Below are 20,346 nucleotides of genomic sequence, written 5' to 3'. Positions count from 1 at the left end.
GAAACGGCGCTGATTTGCGCCGCTTGCTGCCGGTTTTCGCTCAGTGCAGCGTGCGCGGCATATGCAACGCGAATTCCGCTACGGGCGCCTCGAAACGCTCGCCGTCTTCCGCCACGCAGAAATACTCGCCGCGCATCGTGCCGACCGGCGTCGCGATCACCGCCCAGCTCGTGTATTCGAACTGCTCGCCCGGTGGCAGAAGCGGTTGATGCCCGACGACGCCGAGCCCCTTCACTTCCTGCACGTGATCGTTGCTGTCGGTGATGATCCAGTGCCGCGAAATCAACTGCGCCGCGACCTGGCCTGTGTTGCGAATCGTCAGCGTGTAGGCGAATGCGTACTGTCGGCTATCCGGGTCGGACTGCTCCGGCAAATAACGCGTCTGCACGGAAACGCTGAATTCGTACTGGCTCATCGTTGTTCCATTTCCAGATCGATCGGCCGCTGCGGCGCCAGACACGGCCGCGCGGGCGCGCCACTATTGGTCTGGCATTCTGCTTGATGCGCGCGACGCCCGCAACACGATTGGCGCCATTGCGCCACATCGGTGCGTAATCCATTGGCCATTCGGACGAAGGACTCGAAGGAAAACGCGGGTTAAAATCACGACTTTCGGCCGCTACCCGCATACGTCCATGGCGCAATTCCACATCGCTCCCAGCATCCTTTCTGCCGACTTTTCCCGCCTCGGCGAGGAAGTCCGCAATGTCGTCGCCGCCGGCGCCGACTGGATCCACTTCGACGTCATGGACAACCACTACGTGCCGAACCTGACGATCGGGCCGATGGTGTGCGAAGCCATCCGCCCGCACGTGGACGTGCCCATCGACGTGCATCTGATGGTGCGGCCGGTCGACCGCATCGTGCCCGATTTCGCGAAAGCCGGCGCCAATGTGATCAGTTTCCATCCGGAAGGTTCGGATCATATCGACCGCACCCTGTCGCTGATCCGCGATCACGGCTGCAAGGCGGGCCTCGTGTTCAATCCGGCGACGCCGCTGAACTACCTCGATCACGTGATGGACAAAGTCGATCTCGTGCTGATCATGTCGGTGAATCCGGGGTTCGGCGGACAGTCGTTCATTCCCGAGGCGCTCAACAAACTGCGCGAGGCGCGCGCGCGCATCAATGCGTATCGCGATCGCACCGGCCGTGAGATTCACCTCGAAGTCGACGGCGGCGTGAAGGTCGACAACATCGCGGAAATCGCTGCCGCCGGCGCGGATTCGTTCGTCGCGGGCTCGGCCATTTTCGGCAAGCCCGACTATAAAGCGGTCATCGACGCGATGCGCGCGGAACTGGCGAAGGCGGAATCGGGAGCGAAAGCATGAGTGAGATAGCAGCGGCGCCGTCGCCTTTCGTGAACCGCCCGATCCGTGCGGCCATCATCGATCTCGACGGCACGATGGTCGACACCGCGGACGATTTTGTCGCGGCACTGAACGCGATGCTCGCACGCATCGCCATTGAGCAACCGGTCACGCGCGACGAAGTCACGGGCTATGTCGGCAAGGGTTCGGAAAATCTGATTCGCAGCGTGCTCGCGGTACGCCTGTCGCCATCGCAAGCGATTGCGCAATTCGACGACGCGCTCGCGATCTACCAAAGCGAATACGCGAAGGTCAACGGCAAGCATTCGACGCTCTTCCCGGAGGTGAAGGAAGGCCTCGAAGCGATGCGTGAAAGCGGCGTCGCGCTCGCGTGCGTGACCAACAAGCCGCATCGGTTCGCTGTTGAGTTGCTCGCGCACTTCGGCATCGCGGATTTCTTCAAGGTGATTCTCGGCGGCGATTCCCTGCCCGCGAAGAAGCCCGATCCGCTGCCGATGCTCACCGCATGCGAACGACTGGACGTCTTGCCACGTGAGGCCGTGGCGGTCGGCGACTCGGAAAACGATGCGCTCGCGGGCCGCGCAGCCGGTCTCGCGACCTTGACCGTCCCGTACGGTTACAACCATGGGAATCCTGTACAGTCCGTGAAATCCGATGGTATAGTTTCCTCGCTGCGCACCGCAGCACTGGCGATTGCCGCCACCTTGGCGCCGCCGGATACCACACTGACTGAATAAGTCCATCCATTCATGTTTCTCAACAGAAAACGGAGTCTGAGCAGCATCGACCGGGGAGCCTGGCCCTGGCGTCGCTGGTCGCGCTAACCTCGCTCGAGGTCCGCTGAAGCCTTGCCGCATTTCGCTTCACCCGCTTCAGCATCCGTTTTTTGTTTCGCTGCGCGCTCCCGCGCCGTTTCCGTTGAATTCGTCGTATCGAGTCTCGCTCAGGCACGCGTCGTTCGTGCCGCGCGAATCGCCCTTTCCGCTTCGGTAATTCGAAGCGGCGGGGCCGTCGTATGCGATCATCACGGGATTCGACCGACCGCAGCGCCCCGCACTCCCCGATGCCGCGCCACCCGGAAAGCGCGCGTCGCTCAAGGATCGCAACATGACCGAACTCGAATTCCAATCGCTGGCGAACGAAGGCTACAACCGCATTCCGCTCATCGCCGAAGCCCTCGCCGACCTCGAAACGCCACTCTCGCTCTATCTCAAGCTCGCGCAAACCGAGCGCAGCGGTGCGAACTCATTCCTGCTGGAATCCGTCGTCGGTGGCGAGCGTTTCGGCCGCTACTCGTTCATCGGTCTTCCTGCCCGCACGACCGTGAGCGTGCAGAACGGCAAGACGCAAGTCGTGACCGACGGCAACGTCGTGGAGACGCATGACGGCGATCCGCTCGCGTTCATCGAGCGATATCAGAAGCGTTTCAAGGTCGCAACGCGTCCGGGCCTGCCGCGTTTCTGCGGTGGTCTCGCGGGCTACTTCGGTTATGACGCGGTACGCTATATCGAGAAAAAGCTCGCACACAGCGCACCGCCCGACGATCTCAATCTCCCCGACATTCAACTACTGCTGACGGAAGAAGTCGCGGTCATCGACAATCTCGCGGGCAAGCTCTATCTGATCGTCTACGCCGATCCGACAAAACCCGAAGCGTATGCAAAGGCGAAGCATCGTCTGCGTGAGTTGCGCGCGCGTCTGCGCGTGACGGTTCAGCCGCCGGTGACGTCCGCGAGCGTGCGCACCGAAACCTTCCGCGAGTTCAAGAAGGACGACTATCTGAACGCCGTGCGGCGCGCTAAGGAATATATCGCGGCAGGCGAGCTGATGCAGGTGCAGGTCGGCCAACGCCTCATCAAGCCGTTCCGCGACAATCCGCTCTCGCTGTATCGCGCGCTGCGTTCGCTGAATCCGTCGCCCTACATGTATTACTACAACTTCGGCGGCGAAGTGCATGTGGTCGGCGCGTCGCCGGAAATTCTCGTGCGTCAGGAAAAACGCGCCGACGATCGCATCGTGACGATTCGTCCGCTCGCCGGCACGCGTCCGCGCGGCAACACGCCCGAGCGCGACGCCGAACTCGCCACCGAATTGCTGAACGATCCGAAGGAAGTCGCCGAGCACGTGATGCTGATCGACCTCGCGCGCAACGATGTCGGCCGCATCGCGCAGACTGGTTCCGTCGCCGTGACGGACAAGCTGGTCATCGAAAAATACTCGCACGTGCAGCACATCGTGAGTTCGGTCGAAGGCAAGCTCAAGGAAGACATGAACAACTTCGACGTGCTGCGCGCCACGTTCCCCGCCGGCACGCTGTCGGGCGCGCCGAAAGTGCGCGCGATGGAACTCATCGACGAACTGGAGCCGATCAAGCGCGGTTTGTACGGCGGCGCAGTCGGCTATCTCTCCTTCAGCGGCGAAATGGATCTGGCCATCGCAATCCGCACCGGCCTCATCCACAAGGGCAATCTCTACGTTCAGGCAGCAGCGGGGGTCGTCGCCGATTCGGTACCCGAATCCGAATGGCAGGAAACGGAGAACAAGGCGCGCGCCGTGCTGCGCGCCGCCGAGCAAGTGCAAGACGGCCTCGACAGCGACTTCTGAGGAGACAAGACCATGCTGCTGATGATCGACAACTACGATTCCTTCACCTACAACCTGGTCCAGTACTTCGGCGAACTCGGCGAAGACGTGCGGACGTACCGCAACGACGAAATCACGCTCGACGAGATCGCGAAGCTCAACCCCGCGCGGATTTGCCTTTCACCGGGACCGAGCAATCCGCAACACGCCGGCATCACGCTCGACGTGCTGCGCGAATTCTCCGGCAAGCTGCCTATTCTCGGCGTATGCCTCGGCCATCAGGCGATCGGCGAGGCGTTCGGCGGGCGGGTCGTGCGCGCGCAGACCATCATGCACGGGAAGGTGAGTCAAATCGAAACCGACTGTAAAGGTGTGTTCGCCGATCTACCCAAACACTTCAACGTGACGCGCTATCACTCGCTGGCAATCGAGCGCGAGTCTCTGCCCGACTGTCTCGAAGTGTCCGCATGGACGCCCGACGGCGAAATCATGGGCGTGCGTCACAAGGAACTGGAGGTGGAAGGCGTGCAGTTCCATCCGGAATCGATTCTTTCCGAGCACGGCCACGCGCTGCTCGAAAACTTCGTGAAAAACTCCACGACCGGCAGGCGGGCCTGACGACATGATTACTGCACAAGAAGCGCTGCAGCGCACGATCGAGCACCGCGAAATCTTCCACGACGAGATGCTGCATCTGATGCGCCAGATCATGCGCGGCGAGATGTCGCCCGTCATGGCCGCCGCGATCATCACCGGCTTGCGCGTGAAGAAGGAAACCATCGGCGAGATCACCGCCGCCGCAACTGTAATGCGCGAATTCGCCAATCACGTCGAAGTCGAGGACAACTCGCATTTCGTCGACATCGTCGGCACGGGCGGCGACGGCTCGCATACGTTCAACATCTCCACTGCGTCGATGTTCGTCGCGGCCGCGGCGGGCGCGAAGGTCGCGAAGCACGGCAACCGCGGCGTGTCGAGCAAATCCGGCAGCGCGGACGTGCTCGAGGCGCTCGGCGTGAATATCGATCTGACACCGGAACAAGTGGCCGCGTCGATTGCCGAAACCGGCATGGGCTTCATGTTCGCGCCGAACCATCATCCGGCGATGAAGAACATCGCGCCCGTGCGCCGCGAGCTCGGCGTGCGGACCATCTTCAACATTCTCGGGCCGCTGACAAATCCGGCCGGCGCCCCGAACCAGCTTCAGGGCGTGTTTCACGAAGATCTCGTGGGCATTCAGGTGCGCGTGATGCAGCGTCTCGGCGCGAAACACGTGCTCGTGGTGTACGGCAAGGACGGGATGGACGAAGTGTCGCTCGGCGCCGCGACGAAAGTCGGCGAGTTGAAGAACGGCGAAGTGACCGAGTACGAAATTCATCCGGAGGATTTCGGCCTGCAGATGGTGTCGAATCGCTCGTTGAAAGTGCAGGACGCGCAGGAATCGAAGGCGATGCTGCTCGGCGCGCTGAACAACAAGGCGGGCGTCGCGCGCGAGATCGTCACATTGAATGCGGGAACCGCGCTTTATGCCGCGGATGTCGTCGATTCGATCGAAACCGGAATGGCCGCCGCGCGCGAAGCAATCGAAAGCGGCGCGGCGCGCGAAAAGATCGAGACGCTCGTGCAGTTCACGCAGCAATTCGCAAAGAAATAACGGAAGCCGATATGAGTGACATTCTGGATCGCATCATCGCGGTCAAGCGCGAGGAAATCCGCGCGGCCGAACAAAGCGCGCCGCTCGAAGAGCTGAAGCTCGAAGCCGGTTCGCGCGACCTGCGCGATTTCGTCGGCGCATTGCGCGCGAAGCACGCGGCAAGTCAGGCGGCAGTGATCGCCGAAGTGAAGAAGGCGAGTCCGTCGAAAGGCGTGCTGCGCGAGAACTTCGTGCCTGCCGACATCGCGCGTTCGTACGAAAAAGGCGGCGCCGCGTGCCTTTCCGTGCTCACCGATGTGCAGTTCTTCAAAGGCAGCGTCGCCTATCTGCAGGAAGCGCGCGCCGCGTGCAGCCTGCCGGTGCTGCGCAAGGACTTCATCATCGATCCGTACCAGATCATCGAAGCGCGGGCGATGGGCGCGGACTGCATTCTGCTGATCGCCGCCGCGCTCGAGCTTTCGCATATGCAGGATCTCGAAGCCTACGCGCACTCGCTCGGGCTCGCGGTGCTGGTCGAAGTGCACGATGCCGATGAATTGCGCGACGCGCTCACCCTGAAAACGCCGCTCATCGGCATCAACAACCGCAATCTGCGCACGTTCGAGACGACGATCGACACCACCATCGGCATGCTGGAATCGGTGCCGGATGATCGCATCGTCGTGACGGAATCGGGAATTCTGTCGCGCGTCGATGTCGACCGGCTGCGCGCGATGCGCGTGCACACGTTCCTCGTCGGCGAAGCGTTCATGCGCGCCGACGACCCCGGCGCGGAACTCGCGCGCATGTTCTTCTGATTTCATCGACAGGAGCCGCATGGGCATCGAACGGGAACTGAAACTTGCGCTTGCGCCGTCGCAACACGACGACATGGCGCGCTTTTTCGACGAGCGCACCGGCGCGGGCACGCCGATCGAGCTTGCCAACGTCTACTTCGACACGCCGGACTGCGCGCTCGCGAAGGCGAAGTCGGCGCTGCGCCTGCGCCGCACGCCGGAGCAATGGCTGCAAACCTTCAAGACGCTCGGAAAATCGGTCGCCGGTTTGAGCAACCGGCACGAGTGGGAATTGCCGGTGAAAGGCGAAGCGCTCGAAATCGACGCACTGATCTCCGCCTGCGACGACGACGCCGCACGCGAAGCGCTGGAACGCGCCGCGCCGGATCTGATCGCGCTCTTCAAGACCGACTTCCGGCGCATCGTGTGGGACATCGAGCGCGAGGGTTCGCAAATCGAAGTCGCGCTCGACCTCGGCAAGATCACGGCGGACGTCGACGGGAAAATGCGTCGCGCGGACATCAGCGAGCTGGAGCTGGAGCTGAAATCCGGCGAGGAAAGCGCACTTTCGATGCTCGCGGCGGAATTGCGCGGCGCGTTTCCCGAAATCGTGCCCGAGGATCTGAGCAAAGCCCAGCGCGGCTATCTCCTGCGCGAACAGTCCGACAGTAAAACCCGCAACGCCTGAGCATGAGCCAACAGCCTTCCCTCTTTGCGGATAACGAATCCGTGAGTGCGTCGTCGAATCTCACGACGCTCGAAAGCCAGTTCGACGCATTGCCCGCCGACTGGCGCCGCCATCTGAAGCCGTTCATCGACGGCAAGCATTATGCGGCGCTGTGCATGTTCGTCGACGCCGAGCGCGCCGCCGGCAAAACGGTCTATCCCGCCGATGTCTTCCGCGCGTTGCGTCTCACGAGCCCGGGCGATGTGAAGGTCGTCATCCTCGGGCAAGACCCGTATCACGGCGAGGACAAGGGCGCGCCGCAAGCGCACGGCCTCGCGTTCTCAGTGCCCGCGCCGGTGCGCCCGCCGCCGTCGTTGCGCAACATCTTCAAGGAAATTCACGCGAGCCTCGGTTTTTCCGCGCCAGCGCACGGTTGTCTCGATTCGTGGGCGAAGCAAGGCGTGCTGTTGCTGAACACATCGTTGACGGTCGAGCGCGACAAAGCCGGAAGTCACGCCAAACGCGGCTGGGAACAATGCACGGACACGCTGATCCACGAAATGGCGCAGCGTCACGACGGGCTCGTGTTCATGCTATGGGGCGCGCACGCGCAGGCAAAGCGCGGTTTGATCGAAGGCACGGGGAAGTCGCATTGCGTGCTGGAGGCGGCGCATCCGTCGCCGCTGTCCGCGTATCGCGGATTCTTCGGCTGCGGGCATTTCGCGCTCGCGAACGAATATCTGACGAAGCACGGGCGCGAGCCGATCGACTGGCGCTTGCCCGTCGAACCGGAATTGCTCGCCTGAAAACGAAAACCCCGCTGAATTCACTCCAGCGGGGTTTTTTCTCGAAGCAGAAGCGCGTTAAACCGCGGCGATCGCCTCACGCGCCGACGCCAGTGCCGCGCCAGCCGCTTCCGGTCCCATGTTCAGGCCTTCGGCGTAGATGAAGTTCACGTCGGTCATGCCGAGGAAGCCGAGGAACGTCGTGAGGAACGGCGTCTGCGAATCGTTCGGCGTGCCCGCGTATTTTCCGCCGCGCGCCGAAACCACGTGCACCTTCTTGCCCTTCACGAGACCTTCCGGGCCGTTCGCGGTGTAGCGGAACGTGATGCCCGCACGCGCGATCCAGTCGAAATACGTCTTCAGTTGCGACGAAATACCGAAGTTGTACAGCGGCGCAGCGATCACGACGATGTCCGCCGCTTGCAGTTCGGCGATCAGCGCTTCGCTCTTCGCGTTGATGGCGGCCTGTTCCGCGGTGCGTTGCTCGGCGGGCGTGAAGAACGCGCCGAGCGTGGCGTCGTCGAGGTGCGGCAGGGCGTCGCCCAGCAGATTGCGCACGACCACCTTCGCGCCCGGGTTGCTTTGTTGCAGTTTTGCGGTCAGTTCGTCGGCGAGCAGCGTGGATTGAGCGCCTTGCGAACGGGCGGCGGAGTTGATTTGCAGAATCGTCGTCATGATGGCTTCCTATCTCTGTGGAGTTCGGGCGCCCTCGGCGTCCGTTAGGTAAGCATTCTTCGCATTTCGACGCTCGGGAAAAAGCCGTGCAGTCGTGACGGATCGTTGCATCGGTAGAACAATCCGCCACACTTTCCGGATTCAGCCTTTCAGCCAGCGCTCGCGCCATTGTTTCGACGGGCCGCGTCCGTCGATCGCCGTGAGCAGATAGCGCGCGACCTCCGGCCCGTCGAGCTTCACCTCGGTGCGGCGCAGCTCGTCGCGGCGGAACGCGTGGACTTCGACTTTCGCGCCCGGCAGATAGCGCGACAGCAGCGCGTCGAGATTCGAGCCGGTGACGCGCAGCCCGTCGATCGCGACGAGCACGTCGCCCGCCGACAATCCCGCCTTCTGCGCCGCGCTGCCTTCGTGGACGACCGCAAGCGTGCAATCCGCGCCGCCGCGCACGCGCGCGCCGAGCGACGGTTTCACCGACGCGCCGTTGCCAGGCAAATCGGGCGCGAGCGCAATGCCGAACGGCTCGAACAGCGCGTCGAGCGGCAGATCGCGCGTGCCGCGCACGCCGTCGCGGAATAGCGAGCGCAGGTCCGCGCCGGTCGCTTCGGCGAAGAGCGCCTCCACGTCTTCCTCCCGGATGCCGCGCGGCCTGCCGTTGTAGAAGTCGCGGCCGTAGCGCTGCCACAGCAGACGCATCACGTCGTCGAGCGATTTGCGGTTATCGGTCTGCGCGCGAATCGACAGATCGAACGCCAGCGCGACGAGCGAGCCCTTCTGGTAGTAGCTGACGATCGCGTTCGGCGCGTTCTCGTCGGCGCGGTAGTACTTCACCCAGGCATCGAACGAACTCTGCGCGACCGATTGCTTGAGACGCCCCGTGCCCCGCAGCACGCCGCCTATCGTCTTTCCGAGCAGGCTGAAGTAGTCGCCCGCCGAAATGAGGCCGCTGCGCACGAGCATCAGATCGTCGTAGTAGGACGTGAAGCCTTCGAACAGCCACAGCAGCGTCGTGTAGTTCTCCTGCGACAGATCGTACGGCGCGAATACCGCCGGCTTGATGCGCTTCACGTTCCACGTATGGAAGTACTCGTGGCTGCACAGGCCGAGATAGGCTCGGTAGCCCTCGGTGGTTTCCGGGCGGCCCTGCACCGGAAGATCCGTGCGATTGCAGATCAGCGCCGTCGATCCGCGATGCTCCAGCCCGCCGTAACCATCGCTGACGGCGACGGTCATGAACACGTAGCGATCGACCGGCGCTTTCTTCGTGCGCGGTTCGAAGAGCGCGATCTGCGCTTCGCAGACGCGCTTCAGATCCGCGGCGAGCCGGTTCATGTCGAGATTGACGACGCGCCCCGAGATCACAATATCGTGCTTCACGCCGTGCGCGCTGAAGCTGCCGAGCGCGAACTCGCCGAGCGTGACGGGATGATCGACGAGTTCGTCGTAGTTCGCCGCTTCATAGGTGCCGAAGCCGTAGCGCTTCGTGCCGCGCGCCTCGGTGAGCGCCGTCGCGACGCGCCAGTTGCGATACGCGCCGCCCTGCGGCGGTTCGATATCGACGATGCACGGCGCGCCCGATTGCCCTTCCACCGCGAGGAACGTGCTCGTGCCGTTGAAGAAGCCGACGGTGTCGTCGAGATGCGCGGCCCGCACCGACATGTCCCACGCGTAGACCTCGTAGCGCAGCGTGATCGGGCCCTCGGCCGGTGCGGCCTGCCACGCGTGCTTGTCGACTTTTTCGATGGCGATCTTGCGGCCCGTCGCGTTGAACGCCTGAAGCGTCACGATGTTGCGCGCGAACTCGCGGATCATGTAGCTGCCCGGAATCCAGACCGGCAGCATGAAGCGCTGGCCGGCCGGATCGGGCTCGGCGACGCTCAGCGTCACTTCGAAGAGATGCGCGGCGGGATTCTTGGGAACGATGCGGTAGCGCACGGGCTGCGCCGTCTGCGTGAGCGTAGTCATCTCGATGTCCTTGTTCTTGTTCTGGGCGCGCCATCATCGTGAATGGGCGCGCCCGGCGCCTTGCTGCTTACGCTGTGCTTTCGCAAAAGCAGGGCCGTAAAAACACTGGAGGCGCATGATGCGCCTCCCTTCCTCGTTTCGTTTCGCGCTCAGTGCGCGGCGGACAATTCCTTTTCGAGCCGGTCGGCGGGCACGGCGCCCGGCAGACGCCGGCCATCGGCGAGGAATACGGTCGGCGTGCCGGTGACGTTCATCGACCGGCCGAGCTTCAGATTCTTGTCGATGGCGGTCGTGTCGCACGATGCCGCCATGGTCGGCGCCTTGCGGTCGAGCATCCAGCCTTCCCACGCGTTCGCGCGATTCTGCGAACACCAGATCGACTTCGACTTGGCCGTCGAATCGGGCGAAAGCACCGGGTACAGGAAGGTGTAGACCGTCACGTTGTCGATCGATTTCAACGTCGATTCGAGTTGCTTGCAATACGGGCAGTTCGGGTCGGAAAACACGGCGATCTTGCGGCTGCCGTTGCCCTTCACGACCTTCACCGCGTTCTCGAACGGCAGTTTCGCGAAGTCGATCTTGTTGGTTTCCGAGAGCCGCGCCTCGGTGAGATTCTTGCTGTTGCGGGTATCGACGAGATCGCCGATCAGCACGTAGTTGCCGCTCGCGTCGCTATAGACGATTTGCGAGCCGAGATTCACCTCGTAGAGCCCGGGAATGGGCGTCTTCTCGATGCTCTTGATGGTGGCGTCGCCCATGCGCGATTCGAGCGCCGACTTGATCTTGTCGGTGGTCTGGTCGGCCTGCGCCGAACAGCCGATGCCGAGCGTCATGGCGAGCGCCGCGGCCGTCGCGAGGGCAATGCGAAGAGTGGTTTTCATGCGGTTTCCTGTATGTCGCGCGGCATCGCGCCCGAGAAATTGAGATTGTTTCAGCCGAGCGCCGCCGAGACGAGCCAGCGCTTGATGAGCGGTTGCGCGCCGACGAACGCCATGCCGGTGTTGCGGACCGCGCGCGCGAGCGTGCCCGGCACGGCGAAGAGCCGCTGCAGGCCATCGGTCGCGAACATGAGCTTCTGAATGTCTTCGCGGCGCGCGCGTTCGTAACGGCGAAGGAGGATCGGATCGCCGAGATCGCGGAACGACTCCTTGTTCGCGATGACATCCGCGAGCGCGGCCACGTCGCGCAAGCCGAGGTTCATGCCCTGCCCCGCGAGCGGATGAATCAGATGCGCGGCATCGCCGACGAGCGCGACACGCGGCGCGATCAGCCGGTCGACGGTTTGCAACCCGAGCGGAAAGCCCTGCGCGGGCGTCACGCAATCGAGCGTGCCGAGCTGGTTTTGCGTCGCCTGTTCGACTTGGGCGGAGAGTTGCGCGGGATCGAGCGCGAGCAGTTCGTCGGCGTGTTCGGTGCGCGCGGACCACACGAGCGACACGTGATCGCCCGGCAGCGGCAGCAGCGCGATGATTTCGGTATTCCGGAACCATTGATACGCCGTTTCGCCGTGCGGCTTTTCGACCTTGAAATTGGCGACGACGCCAGTCTGCCGATAATCGCGCCGCTCCATCTTCGCGCCCATCTGCGCACGCACCCACGAATGCGCGCCATCCGCGCCGACGATCAAATCGGTTTCCAGCATTTCGCCGCTCGCGAGCGCGACGTGCGCGGCGTCGGCCTCGACCGTCATGCCCTGCGCGCGCGATTCGAACCAAGAGAGACTCGGCGAAAAGCGCAACGCGGCATCGAGCGATTGCTCGATCAGCGACGATTCCACGATCCACGCGAGCTGCGGCACCGACGCCTGAAAGGCTGAAAAGTGCAGTTCCGCTTGCGCATCGCCGAAAACGCGCATGTCGAACACCGGACCGAGACGCGCGCGATCGAGCGCCTGCCAGACGCGCAGCCGTTCCAGCAGCGCCTGCGAACTCGACGACAACGCGTAGATGCGCGAATCGAACGCTGCGCCCGGCGGCAGGCCGGCTGCGCGCGACGCGATGAGCGCCGTGCGCAGTCCGGATTGCGCGAGCGCGAGCGCCGCGGTCTTGCCGACGAGCCCGCCGCCGACCACGACTGCGTGAAATTTGAGGGGATGCGAAGTCATGCGGGCATTATAGCCGTGGGGTTCGAACGGGTTTGGCCGCCGAGGGCGGCGCTTGTGCGCGACGGCGCGGCGGTACAATAGCGGTTTGCCCGGCCGCCGGATGCGGCCGCAGCGTGGCGGGCGGTTCTCGCCCGCTCATTGCGCACCATTTTTGACGAAACCCGCGCGGCCCGCGCCGTCTCACCAGTTCGAAGGATCCCATGAGCCTCCAATGCGGCATCGTCGGCTTGCCCAACGTCGGCAAGTCCACACTTTTCAATGCTTTGACCAAGGCGGGCATCGCCGCCGAGAACTATCCGTTCTGCACGATCGAGCCGAACGTCGGCGTGGTCGAGGTACCGGACGCACGCCTGAATGCGCTCGCGGAAATCGTGAAGCCTGAGCGCATCCTGCCGGCGGTGGTCGAATTCGTCGATATCGCGGGGCTCGTCGCGGGCGCGTCGAAGGGTGAAGGTCTGGGCAATCAGTTCCTCGCGAATATCCGCGAAACAGACGCGATCACGCACGTCGTGCGCTGCTTCGAGGACGAAAACGTGATCCACGTCGCGGGCAAGATCGACCCGATCGCGGATATCGAAGTCATCAACACTGAACTCGCGCTCGCCGATCTGGCGACGGTCGAGAAGGCGCAAGCGCGTTATTCGAAGGCGGCGAAGTCGGGCAACGACAAGGAAGCAATCAAGCTCGTCGCCGTGCTGGAAAAGGTGCGCGCGCAGCTCGATCAGGCGAAGCCGGTGCGCGGGCTGTCGCTTACCGAAGAAGAACTGCTGCTTATCAAGCCGTTCTGCCTGATCACGTCGAAGCCAACGATGTACGTCGCGAACGTGAAGGACGACGGCTTCGAGAACAATCCGTACCTCGACGCGGTGCGCAAGCACGCGGAAGCGGAAAATGCGCCGGTGGTGGCGGTGTGCGCGGCGATCGAAGCGGAAATCGCCGATCTCGACGATGCCGACAAGCTGGAATTCCTCGCCGACATGGGCATGGACGAGCCGGGGTTGAATCGCGTGATTCGCGCGGGGTTCAAGCTGCTCGGTTTGCAGACGTATTTCACGGCGGGCGTGAAGGAAGTGCGCGCATGGACGATTCATATCGGCGATACGGCGCCTCAGGCCGCGGGCGCGATTCACACCGATTTCGAGCGCGGGTTCATTCGCGCTCAGACTATCTCGTTCGATGACTACATCGCGTATAAGGGCGAGCAAGGGGCGAAGGAAGCGGGCAAGATGCGGGCGGAAGGGAAGGAATATGTGGTGCATGACGGGGATGTCATGAACTTCTTGTTTAATGTGTAAGCGTCAAGAACTGTCACAATGCTTGCCTCGCAAAGCGGAGTACCCGATAAAGGGAACTCCGCTTTTTTTTTGTGCGGATGAGGCAGCGCGGCAACGCGCGATAGATAAGAACAACGAGAGAGACAAAGAAGATGTTGAGACACGCGCCAATGAGCGCGCTTCGGGCGTTCACGATTACCGCGCTCGTCGCGACTTGTGCTGTATGGACGCACGATGCCTTCGCCTACCGCGGCTATCAATACCAGTATCAACCGCAGCCCGACGAGTCCGGCCTCGACAATCACGGCCATTACGTGAACCGCGACGGCAATGTCATACACTCACCCGCGCACACGCGCTCGGGTGCCGTCCCCACAGGCGCGACCGCCCAATGCCGAGATGGCACTTACAGTTTCAGCCAGCATCACAGCGGCACCTGCTCGCGACACGGCGGCGTGGCGAACTGGGAGTAACGGCGAAATCCGGCAGGTACAAACCGTGACTGAGCATTGGCCGAATCCGAGAGACACGCACCTCAGGTCGGACTCGACACCTTGAACGTGGATCAGCCAACACCCGGGCTTGCAGACCGCGTGCGCGCTCCTGCCACCTCGCCGAACAATGCCAGGACACCGATGACCGCAGTTGCGAGAAATGCAGCCAAAGGAACCCACGGACCCGATTTCCAGCTTTGCGCGTAAAGGAGCGCCAGGGTCGCCAGAACAGGAAACCCGTAGGCATTGCACGATGCAACGATCTGACCCACGCGATACGCCGGCTGGGTCGCGATGAGCTGCTTTCGCAAACTGACCCTCAACAGACCGAAGCCAATACCGCAGACGAAGAAGGCAGAACAGAGAACGGGAAGCCGATACGGCATCGTCAGCAACGCTACGAACGGCAGGGGCATGAAAACGGCAGCCGTAACAACGGCGGACTTCTGGAAAAGCGCGGAATATCGCATCAACTTCTCGTACAGCAAGCCTATGCACGCCATGCCGAGTCCGATGGATGCATCGATTAATGCCGCATGTTCGACAGTGCCTTTTCCTTGGGCATTGGCCACGAGCGGCACGGCCATATTTACAAGGGTAAGACATGGCCAAATCAGCGCCAGCGCGACGACTGTGGTCCATGCGGGCGATGTCGAATGCTCATCCACGTTGGCTTCCGTCTGCGATGCCTTTTCGATCGAATCGGCGTGCCTGTTGCCGGCGGAGATGTCGCGCAGAGCCGGCAGCGTGAGAAGCGACAGCGTGACGACGTAAAGCACGGCCGACGCAAGGAACGGCGCTGCGCTCCCACCGTATTGAATCAGCAAACCAATCGGCAGGCCGCCGAGCATCAGCCCGGCTTGCGTCGCGGCGCTCTGACGCGAATTCAATTTGTCGCCCACAACGGGTGGAAGACGCTTCACGATCGCGGCAAGCAAGGCATCCCATGCCCCTTCCAGAAGAAAGAATACGGACAGGACAAGGAAATTTATTGCCAACAGCGCAGAAGACACATGAAGGACCGGCATGAACACAAGTGCGCAAAGGCACAATACTGCGATTCCCCACAGCGTCAGTTTGCGCGTGTCGACCCGCTCGAGCAGTCGACGAGCGAACGGCGCTGCCACAACCGCCGGCAAGAAGCCTCCGATTGCCGATAATGCCAGCGGCATCGCGCCGCCATTCGCTGAGTGCACGAGGCTCCAAGCGACAGCGAGAAACAGAAGGCCATTGGCAAATCGATAGACAAAGGTGGCAAGTAAGAACAGAGTCATAGAACGTTAAGCTGTGACTTGCAGCGTTTCGAATGGGTAAGAGGCCGAACGAAACAGCCTTTCAATCCACGCGCGGGTGTCTTCCGCGCAACGAGTGGCGACGACACCCGCGAGAGGAACCTCATGTGACTGGTAAGTAATATCTCGTACTAGTGGAGCGCCGATATCGAGTTCATGCCAATGAACAACGGCCTCATTTCCTCGGAACTCATTGGCGCCGACAAGCCCACGATTCATTCCTTCTTTCAAATGATGCCCAGGGAAGACGAACCATCCGTGCCAGCGGCCGTTCGATATCGAGTGTTCCAGCACGTTGTAGGGTTCATCAATCAGAATCCGCAATTCGTGCGTCGGAAGGTGTATTCCCGTCGCCAGTTCAAACGTTCTGACCACGTCCGCACCTCCCGCGCGGTTGGCGATTTCCAAAAACACCAACTCTGGGCCATGTCGGATGGCTTCCAAATGAAAACTGCCGTTATGGATGGCCGTCGCACTTAGGACGCGCTGGACCCATTGCCGCTCCGCGTCCGTGAACGGATAGTGATAGGAACCGAGCGGTTCTCCATTCGCAAAGGAGAGACAGGTTCCGATGTATTCACTCGCTGTCATCGCCAGCAGACAGCCGCGATGCACCAACCCATCGAAGTGCAGAATTGCGCCTTCAATGAACTCTTCGACTTCGTAGTTGCTTGGGCTCCGCGTACTATCCAATTGAGCGGCACCCGAGCGCCCCGCAGCGATGGCCGCGAAGGCATCGTTCGGACCTGAAAATACAACGACATCTTCGCTTGAAGCGCCAAGAAGAGGTTTCAGCACTGTCTTCCCTCTCCAAGACGCGTGGCCGTCCGATGCGAGAAAGTCTGGCAGAGAGACGAATCCCGGGACGCGGAGTCCGGCCTGTGACACTGCTTCCTTCATGAGCATCTTGTCGCGCGCCAGCGATACCTGACTGACCTCGGCCCCGGGAACGCCGAGCCATTCCCTGAGGTACGCTGCGTCTAGCAATTCGTATTCCGACAGTGAAATTATGCGGTCGATTTGTTGCGGACTCGCGCCGAGCCAACTGCGTCCTTCTTCGAACGCAGACGCCGCACCCGGTCGTTCGATCATCTTGCAACGTAGCCCCAGTGGAATTGTTGCGAGTGCCTCCTTCTTGCCGAAATAGGTCACCTCATGTCGTTCATGGTCGATGCCTCGGTGATAATCGATCTTTTGGTAAGGAATTCGATGCAGAATCAAAACGTTCACTGGCTGCTCCTTTAGACGCCGACTCGCGCCTGATCACCAGTTTGGTGCATGACGTCAGAATCGGTCGAAAGCTCTGAGAACGCTGCCTTTTCCAATGCGGCGGACCAATCTTCGCGCAAACCAGAAACGATCTCGCCGATATCGCAATCGAGCGCGTGAAGCGTTATGCATGCGTGAGCAACAAAATCGCTGTTGTCGCGCGGCACAGAAGGCACTCGCCGCCTTTCCAAGCTGAGCCAAGAGAATTCGATTGGTCGTAACACGTCCTCGTTCAATCCGTAGCGCCTCGCGGTCTGCCTGAGTGTTGCCTGGAACAATTCATCGCCACTCGCCAGATCCGAGGGCGCAAACCAACGATCGCGCTTCACGCCAAGCATGACCGTGGCCGCTTGGCAAGTCGGCTTCAATCCTGAAGGCTTGGACTCGTTGCCGAGCACGGAGTCGACCCACAGGTGATAGAAATCGACTCCATACACCAACGCCGCGAGCGTCCAAATCCTCATTCCTGCAGGACGACGATTGGGCTCGACCACCGCGCCGAACATGCCGTCATCACTCAACTTGACCTCGTTGTGGAACGGACCATCTCGTTGCCCGACGAGCCAGTTCGCAAGTTCTCCTGCGCGTCGCAACGTTTCGTATGCGGATTGCGTGATGCGGGCCGGCACCACTTGCGCGACTTCAACCGGGTATCTTCCTGCGGCACTTACCTTTTCCGTCGCAAACGACAGTCCGCCGACTCCGTCGAACGAAAATTCCCTTTGATATGGAATGAGTTGCTCGCAAATAACGCCTGCCGCGAGGTAAGGTGCTACTTCGTCGAAGACCCGCGGCAAATCATCACCGGGCTGAACAAGCACGACGCCACGGTTATTGCCTTCGCAGGACGGCTTCACGACAAATCCTTCCGGGTGCAGTTGCGAAAAGCTTCGGAGTTCATCGAGAGAGTCGATCGATACGCAATCGGGCGCCAAGACTCTCTGAGACGCGAACAGGTCGTGACAACGAGCTTCGCAACGTCTGTATTCAAGCTTGCTAAATGCGCCTAGGGCCAGCGCCGCAGAATCCACTTTCACGCCTATGCGCTCAAGCAGCGCTGCACCACTTCGAACGGCGTTATCCGAAAATACAACTCCGCCGCAGATGTGACTCAGCCAAGGTGTGAGGGCTTCATACGCTCGATCGACGAAATCGTGCGCTAGAGGATCGACAGCGATCAAGTGATCACACAATCGCGCGTCCGCGTTTCCGGGGTTCGCCCGAATGAGAATGGTGTCCGCGCCGTGATGGTGGCGGGCGCGGTCGCGCATATGAGCCACGTCTGCAACACGCGAAAGGTTGTAGTCAATGATCAGCAGCATTTTGCGAGATCCGTTCATAGCGTTTTCTCGATGACTTCGTTGTACGTTGCGGCATTCGCCAAGCCATCTGCGGCATAGCGCACTTCGACAGCTCGCGCGGATACACGTATGAGGTCAGGCAGTTGCAACTTGTATTCACTGAATGGAACGCGCCATAGCATCTGACCAAGAAAGACTTCCCGGGAAGATTCGGCAATCTCGTCGCCTGGCTTGAGAAATAGTTGGCGCACGATCGGTACGGGCTCGATCTCACGCAGATCGACTGACTCCAGCTTTCCGGGCTTTGCAAAGTAGGCACGGAAGAACGTTGCGTAATGACTCGGTGGCATTCCGTTCGCTCGGTACGACAGCGTTTCGACTGTGCGTTCAAGTTCAGCGAGCACCACCGAATCTTCATCTGCCGACGCCATCAGCAGATCAAGCCACAATTCCAGCATGCTGGCCACACCGTTCAGCGCTTGCACGCTCGGCGATATCAGACATCCGCCGACGCGTGGATTTATTTCGATCAAGTCCCATCGCGCACCGTCATACCGAGCCTCGAAATGAAAGCATCCCCATCGAAGCCCAAGTTCCCTGAAGACTCTATTCACCCAATCAATTCCAGCTGCGCACGCGTCGGAATCGATGGAAACCGGTGGGCTAATGCAACAGTCTTCTAGCACTGTGCCGGCTGTCTCTGTCAGCTCGCACTTTTCGTGGATTGCCAATACGTGCAGCCGCCCATTCACGACAAGCAATTCGAAACTGAATTCCCGCCCGGGTACGAAATCTTCAGCCATGAAAGTCAGATCGGAGCCGAACGCCGACCGATATATTCGGTCGTTCTTAGCCTCGCTCGAAATGCGCTCCAATGTGCTCCATTCAAAATCGGGACGTAGCGAGAACGCTGCATAGGAAGCAATTCCGCACACAGGCTTGATGAAATAGCGCCGTGCATCGGACTTCAACGCTTCGAAATTCTTTTGAGTCAGCGCAACTGCCCGCGCGTTCGAGAGGGCTGCTTGAGCCAACCTGTTGCGCAAGCTGAGTTTGTCGCGAAGCTGGCTCACTTGATCGGCAGCAAGATCGAGGACACCAAGCTCGGTATTAGCTCGCGCCATCAGTTCGCGATATCCCTCCCAGACAGTGATGCAAGCTAAAACGCGCTCACCGCTCTCTTGCAGTTCCCGAAGCATCCCGCCGACATCGTCCCAAGTCAGCTCACCCGCCTTCGTCGTGATGAGCCGAGCGCTCATGCGAGACAGTGCTTCGAGCCGCTTCTCCGCCTGCTCCGGCAACGGCGATGACGACAGCACGAAGCTGCGCAAGCCGCGCGCGTTGAGCGCGGCGACGAGATCCTCCATAAAGGAAAAGCCACAGTGGCTGAGAAGTAAAACGCCGCCATTCGTCATCACCGCGCCTCCCTCACGCTACCTTGAGCTGCGTGTTCAGGATCTTGTCGTCGTGAAGTTCCTTGAAGTACAGCGCCAGCACGGCCTGATGTTCGGCAAGGTAGCGCTTCAGATTCTGCACGTCTTCGTCGCTTCGAATGAGATGACGAAGAGCCTGCCATACCTCTCCGGGGTGGTCGTCATTGATGTCGGTGTGGGAGTGCGAGACCTGCCCGACAATCTTCGCCTCGCCCACCGACTCCTTCAGCGCCTGAAGCTTTCTGGGCTCGAGCTTGACGTTGACATACTCGACAAGATAAGAATACGCGACCACACCCAACGGGCCTTCGTGATCCAGAAGATAGGAAAAAAAGCCGGTCAGCAGCTTGGTCGACAGGTAGGGCTCAGTCGCCAGAAATTGCTCGCGAGAGACGCCGGCACGCGCCAGATCCTGAATGAACAATTCGTCATGCAGCATTTCTTCCCGTTCGTAGTTCGCCCAGACCTGCGCTGCTTCTGGGCTACGCTTGGCAATTTCAGCCAGCGCTTTAGACTCTGATACGCGCAGGAGCCGGATTCGCCATGCCGTCTCGATAAGATGGCGCTGGTAGTATTCCGAGTCCACAGATTTTCCCTCGAGATGCGCGGCATACGGCACGGTTTCATACCATTGATCGATCTGACGATCAATCAGCGAATCGATCTCCGAACGCAAGTGCGCCGAGGCGGCGGCACTCAAATATGGTGTTCTATGCTCCAACCCAACATGTTTGACACGATTTGAC

20 protein-coding genes are annotated in these 20,346 nt (G+C 61.1%); 10 read left to right on the top strand and 10 right to left on the bottom strand.

The features are described 5' to 3' along the window. Positions 1–40 precede the first annotated feature (40 nt). Positions 41–415, bottom strand: a complete 375-nt coding sequence (apaG, locus tag U4Y90_RS32225; RefSeq protein WP_321800800.1) for a Co2+/Mg2+ efflux protein ApaG — start codon at positions 413–415, stop codon at positions 41–43. A gap of 220 nt (positions 416–635) precedes the next feature. On the opposite strand from apaG, the gene rpe reads away from it, so the two are divergent. The 8 genes from rpe (at position 636) to U4Y90_RS32185 (ending at position 7,817) form a co-directional block, all read left to right on the top strand. After that, positions 636–1,331, top strand: coding sequence for a ribulose-phosphate 3-epimerase (rpe, locus tag U4Y90_RS32220; RefSeq protein WP_321800799.1), 696 nt, complete (start codon positions 636–638; stop codon positions 1,329–1,331). Next, on the top strand, positions 1,328–2,068 hold the full coding sequence (locus U4Y90_RS32215; protein ID WP_321800797.1) for a phosphoglycolate phosphatase: 741 nt from the start codon (positions 1,328–1,330) through the stop codon (positions 2,066–2,068). Before rpe ends, U4Y90_RS32215 begins: the two co-directional genes overlap by 4 nt. Before the next feature lie 370 nt (positions 2,069–2,438). After that, complete coding sequence (trpE, locus tag U4Y90_RS32210; RefSeq protein ID WP_321800795.1) at positions 2,439–3,935, top strand: anthranilate synthase component I; 1,497 nt, start codon at positions 2,439–2,441, stop codon at positions 3,933–3,935. A 12-nt stretch (positions 3,936–3,947) separates the two neighbouring features. Further along, a complete protein-coding gene (locus tag U4Y90_RS32205) occupies positions 3,948–4,532 on the top strand; it encodes an aminodeoxychorismate/anthranilate synthase component II (protein ID WP_321800793.1) in 585 nt (194 codons plus the stop codon). A gap of 4 nt (positions 4,533–4,536) precedes the next feature. After that, positions 4,537–5,568, top strand: a complete 1,032-nt coding sequence (trpD, locus tag U4Y90_RS32200) for an anthranilate phosphoribosyltransferase (protein WP_321800791.1) — start codon at positions 4,537–4,539, stop codon at positions 5,566–5,568. Positions 5,569–5,579: 11 nt separating this feature from the next. Beyond that, positions 5,580–6,365: an indole-3-glycerol phosphate synthase TrpC gene (gene trpC / locus U4Y90_RS32195; protein WP_321800789.1), complete on the top strand. Its 786-nt coding sequence runs from the start codon at positions 5,580–5,582 to the stop codon at positions 6,363–6,365. A gap of 19 nt (positions 6,366–6,384) precedes the next feature. Beyond that, positions 6,385–7,032, top strand: coding sequence for a CYTH domain-containing protein (locus U4Y90_RS32190; RefSeq protein WP_321800787.1), 648 nt, complete (start codon positions 6,385–6,387; stop codon positions 7,030–7,032). Between the two features lie 2 nt (positions 7,033–7,034). Next, a complete protein-coding gene (locus U4Y90_RS32185) occupies positions 7,035–7,817 on the top strand; it encodes a uracil-DNA glycosylase (protein ID WP_321800785.1) in 783 nt (260 codons plus the stop codon). A gap of 57 nt (positions 7,818–7,874) precedes the next feature. On the opposite strand, the gene U4Y90_RS32180 is transcribed toward U4Y90_RS32185, so the two are convergent. From U4Y90_RS32180 to U4Y90_RS32165, 4 genes are all read right to left on the bottom strand, one after another. Further along, entirely contained in the window at positions 7,875–8,471 is a 597-nt protein-coding gene (locus U4Y90_RS32180; protein ID WP_321800783.1) for an FMN-dependent NADH-azoreductase, read from the bottom strand. Positions 8,472–8,612: 141 nt separating this feature from the next. Further along, positions 8,613–10,433: a M61 family metallopeptidase gene (locus U4Y90_RS32175; RefSeq protein WP_321800782.1), complete on the bottom strand. Its 1,821-nt coding sequence runs from the start codon at positions 10,431–10,433 to the stop codon at positions 8,613–8,615. A 149-nt stretch (positions 10,434–10,582) separates the two neighbouring features. Then, entirely contained in the window at positions 10,583–11,314 is a 732-nt protein-coding gene (locus U4Y90_RS32170) for a DsbC family protein (protein ID WP_321800781.1), read from the bottom strand. A 50-nt stretch (positions 11,315–11,364) separates the two neighbouring features. Further along, complete coding sequence (locus tag U4Y90_RS32165; RefSeq protein ID WP_321800780.1) at positions 11,365–12,537, bottom strand: UbiH/UbiF family hydroxylase; 1,173 nt, start codon at positions 12,535–12,537, stop codon at positions 11,365–11,367. 200 nt (positions 12,538–12,737) lie between these two features. Here U4Y90_RS32165 and ychF point away from each other — a divergent pair, with 200 nt between their 5' ends. Together ychF and U4Y90_RS32155 are read left to right on the top strand one after the other, a co-directional pair. Then, on the top strand, positions 12,738–13,832 hold the full coding sequence (gene ychF / locus U4Y90_RS32160) for a redox-regulated ATPase YchF (protein ID WP_321800778.1): 1,095 nt from the start codon (positions 12,738–12,740) through the stop codon (positions 13,830–13,832). A gap of 149 nt (positions 13,833–13,981) precedes the next feature. Then, positions 13,982–14,284: a DUF3761 domain-containing protein gene (locus U4Y90_RS32155; RefSeq protein ID WP_321800777.1), complete on the top strand. Its 303-nt coding sequence runs from the start codon at positions 13,982–13,984 to the stop codon at positions 14,282–14,284. Between the two features lie 92 nt (positions 14,285–14,376). Here the strand turns inward: U4Y90_RS32155 and U4Y90_RS32150 are convergent, their stop codons facing one another. From U4Y90_RS32150 to U4Y90_RS32130, 5 genes are read right to left on the bottom strand one after another with little or no spacing between them, the layout of a single operon-like run. After that, a complete protein-coding gene (locus U4Y90_RS32150; RefSeq protein WP_321800776.1) occupies positions 14,377–15,579 on the bottom strand; it encodes an MFS transporter in 1,203 nt (400 codons plus the stop codon). Positions 15,580–15,585: 6 nt separating this feature from the next. Then, positions 15,586–16,827 carry an ATP-grasp domain-containing protein gene (locus U4Y90_RS32145; protein WP_321800774.1) on the bottom strand — a complete coding sequence of 414 codons (1,242 nt, stop codon included), beginning with the start codon at positions 16,825–16,827 and terminating at the stop codon, positions 15,586–15,588. 11 nt (positions 16,828–16,838) lie between these two features. Next, positions 16,839–18,188, bottom strand: a complete 1,350-nt coding sequence (locus U4Y90_RS32140; protein WP_321800772.1) for a biotin carboxylase — start codon at positions 18,186–18,188, stop codon at positions 16,839–16,841. A gap of 14 nt (positions 18,189–18,202) precedes the next feature. Beyond that, positions 18,203–19,582 (bottom strand): ATP-grasp domain-containing protein, encoded by a 1,380-nt coding sequence (locus U4Y90_RS32135; RefSeq protein ID WP_321800771.1) that lies wholly within the window; start codon positions 19,580–19,582, stop codon positions 18,203–18,205. Positions 19,583–19,595: 13 nt separating this feature from the next. Beyond that, a complete protein-coding gene (locus U4Y90_RS32130; RefSeq protein WP_321800769.1) occupies positions 19,596–20,300 on the bottom strand; it encodes a hypothetical protein in 705 nt (234 codons plus the stop codon). Positions 20,301–20,346 lie beyond the last annotated feature (46 nt).

The sequence above is a fragment of the Caballeronia sp. J97 genome (assembly GCF_905220305.1).
Classification (GTDB): domain Bacteria; phylum Pseudomonadota; class Gammaproteobacteria; order Burkholderiales; family Burkholderiaceae; genus Caballeronia.
Note: the sequence above shows the minus strand (reverse complement) of the source record. Positions and strands in the feature narration are given on the sequence as shown.

Excerpts from the sequence above, each read along its gene's own strand:
- apaG (WP_321800800.1), bottom strand. The coding sequence starts at position 415 with ATGAGCCAGTACGAATTCAGCGTTTCCGTGCAGACGCGTTATTTGCCG.
- rpe (WP_321800799.1), top strand. The coding sequence starts at position 636 with ATGGCGCAATTCCACATCGCTCCCAGCATCCTTTCTGCCGACTTTTCC.
- U4Y90_RS32215 (WP_321800797.1), top strand. The coding sequence starts at position 1,328 with ATGAGTGAGATAGCAGCGGCGCCGTCGCCTTTCGTGAACCGCCCGATC.
- trpE (WP_321800795.1), top strand. The coding sequence starts at position 2,439 with ATGACCGAACTCGAATTCCAATCGCTGGCGAACGAAGGCTACAACCGC.
- U4Y90_RS32205 (WP_321800793.1), top strand. The coding sequence starts at position 3,948 with ATGCTGCTGATGATCGACAACTACGATTCCTTCACCTACAACCTGGTC.
- trpD (WP_321800791.1), top strand. The coding sequence starts at position 4,537 with ATGATTACTGCACAAGAAGCGCTGCAGCGCACGATCGAGCACCGCGAA.
- trpC (WP_321800789.1), top strand. The coding sequence starts at position 5,580 with ATGAGTGACATTCTGGATCGCATCATCGCGGTCAAGCGCGAGGAAATC.
- U4Y90_RS32190 (WP_321800787.1), top strand. The coding sequence starts at position 6,385 with ATGGGCATCGAACGGGAACTGAAACTTGCGCTTGCGCCGTCGCAACAC.
- U4Y90_RS32185 (WP_321800785.1), top strand. The coding sequence starts at position 7,035 with ATGAGCCAACAGCCTTCCCTCTTTGCGGATAACGAATCCGTGAGTGCG.
- U4Y90_RS32180 (WP_321800783.1), bottom strand. The coding sequence starts at position 8,471 with ATGACGACGATTCTGCAAATCAACTCCGCCGCCCGTTCGCAAGGCGCT.
- U4Y90_RS32175 (WP_321800782.1), bottom strand. The coding sequence starts at position 10,433 with ATGACTACGCTCACGCAGACGGCGCAGCCCGTGCGCTACCGCATCGTT.
- U4Y90_RS32170 (WP_321800781.1), bottom strand. The coding sequence starts at position 11,314 with ATGAAAACCACTCTTCGCATTGCCCTCGCGACGGCCGCGGCGCTCGCC.
- U4Y90_RS32165 (WP_321800780.1), bottom strand. The coding sequence starts at position 12,537 with ATGACTTCGCATCCCCTCAAATTTCACGCAGTCGTGGTCGGCGGCGGG.
- ychF (WP_321800778.1), top strand. The coding sequence starts at position 12,738 with ATGAGCCTCCAATGCGGCATCGTCGGCTTGCCCAACGTCGGCAAGTCC.
- U4Y90_RS32155 (WP_321800777.1), top strand. The coding sequence starts at position 13,982 with ATGAGCGCGCTTCGGGCGTTCACGATTACCGCGCTCGTCGCGACTTGT.
- U4Y90_RS32150 (WP_321800776.1), bottom strand. The coding sequence starts at position 15,579 with ATGACTCTGTTCTTACTTGCCACCTTTGTCTATCGATTTGCCAATGGC.
- U4Y90_RS32140 (WP_321800772.1), bottom strand. The coding sequence starts at position 18,188 with ATGCTGCTGATCATTGACTACAACCTTTCGCGTGTTGCAGACGTGGCT.
- U4Y90_RS32135 (WP_321800771.1), bottom strand. The coding sequence starts at position 19,582 with ATGACGAATGGCGGCGTTTTACTTCTCAGCCACTGTGGCTTTTCCTTT.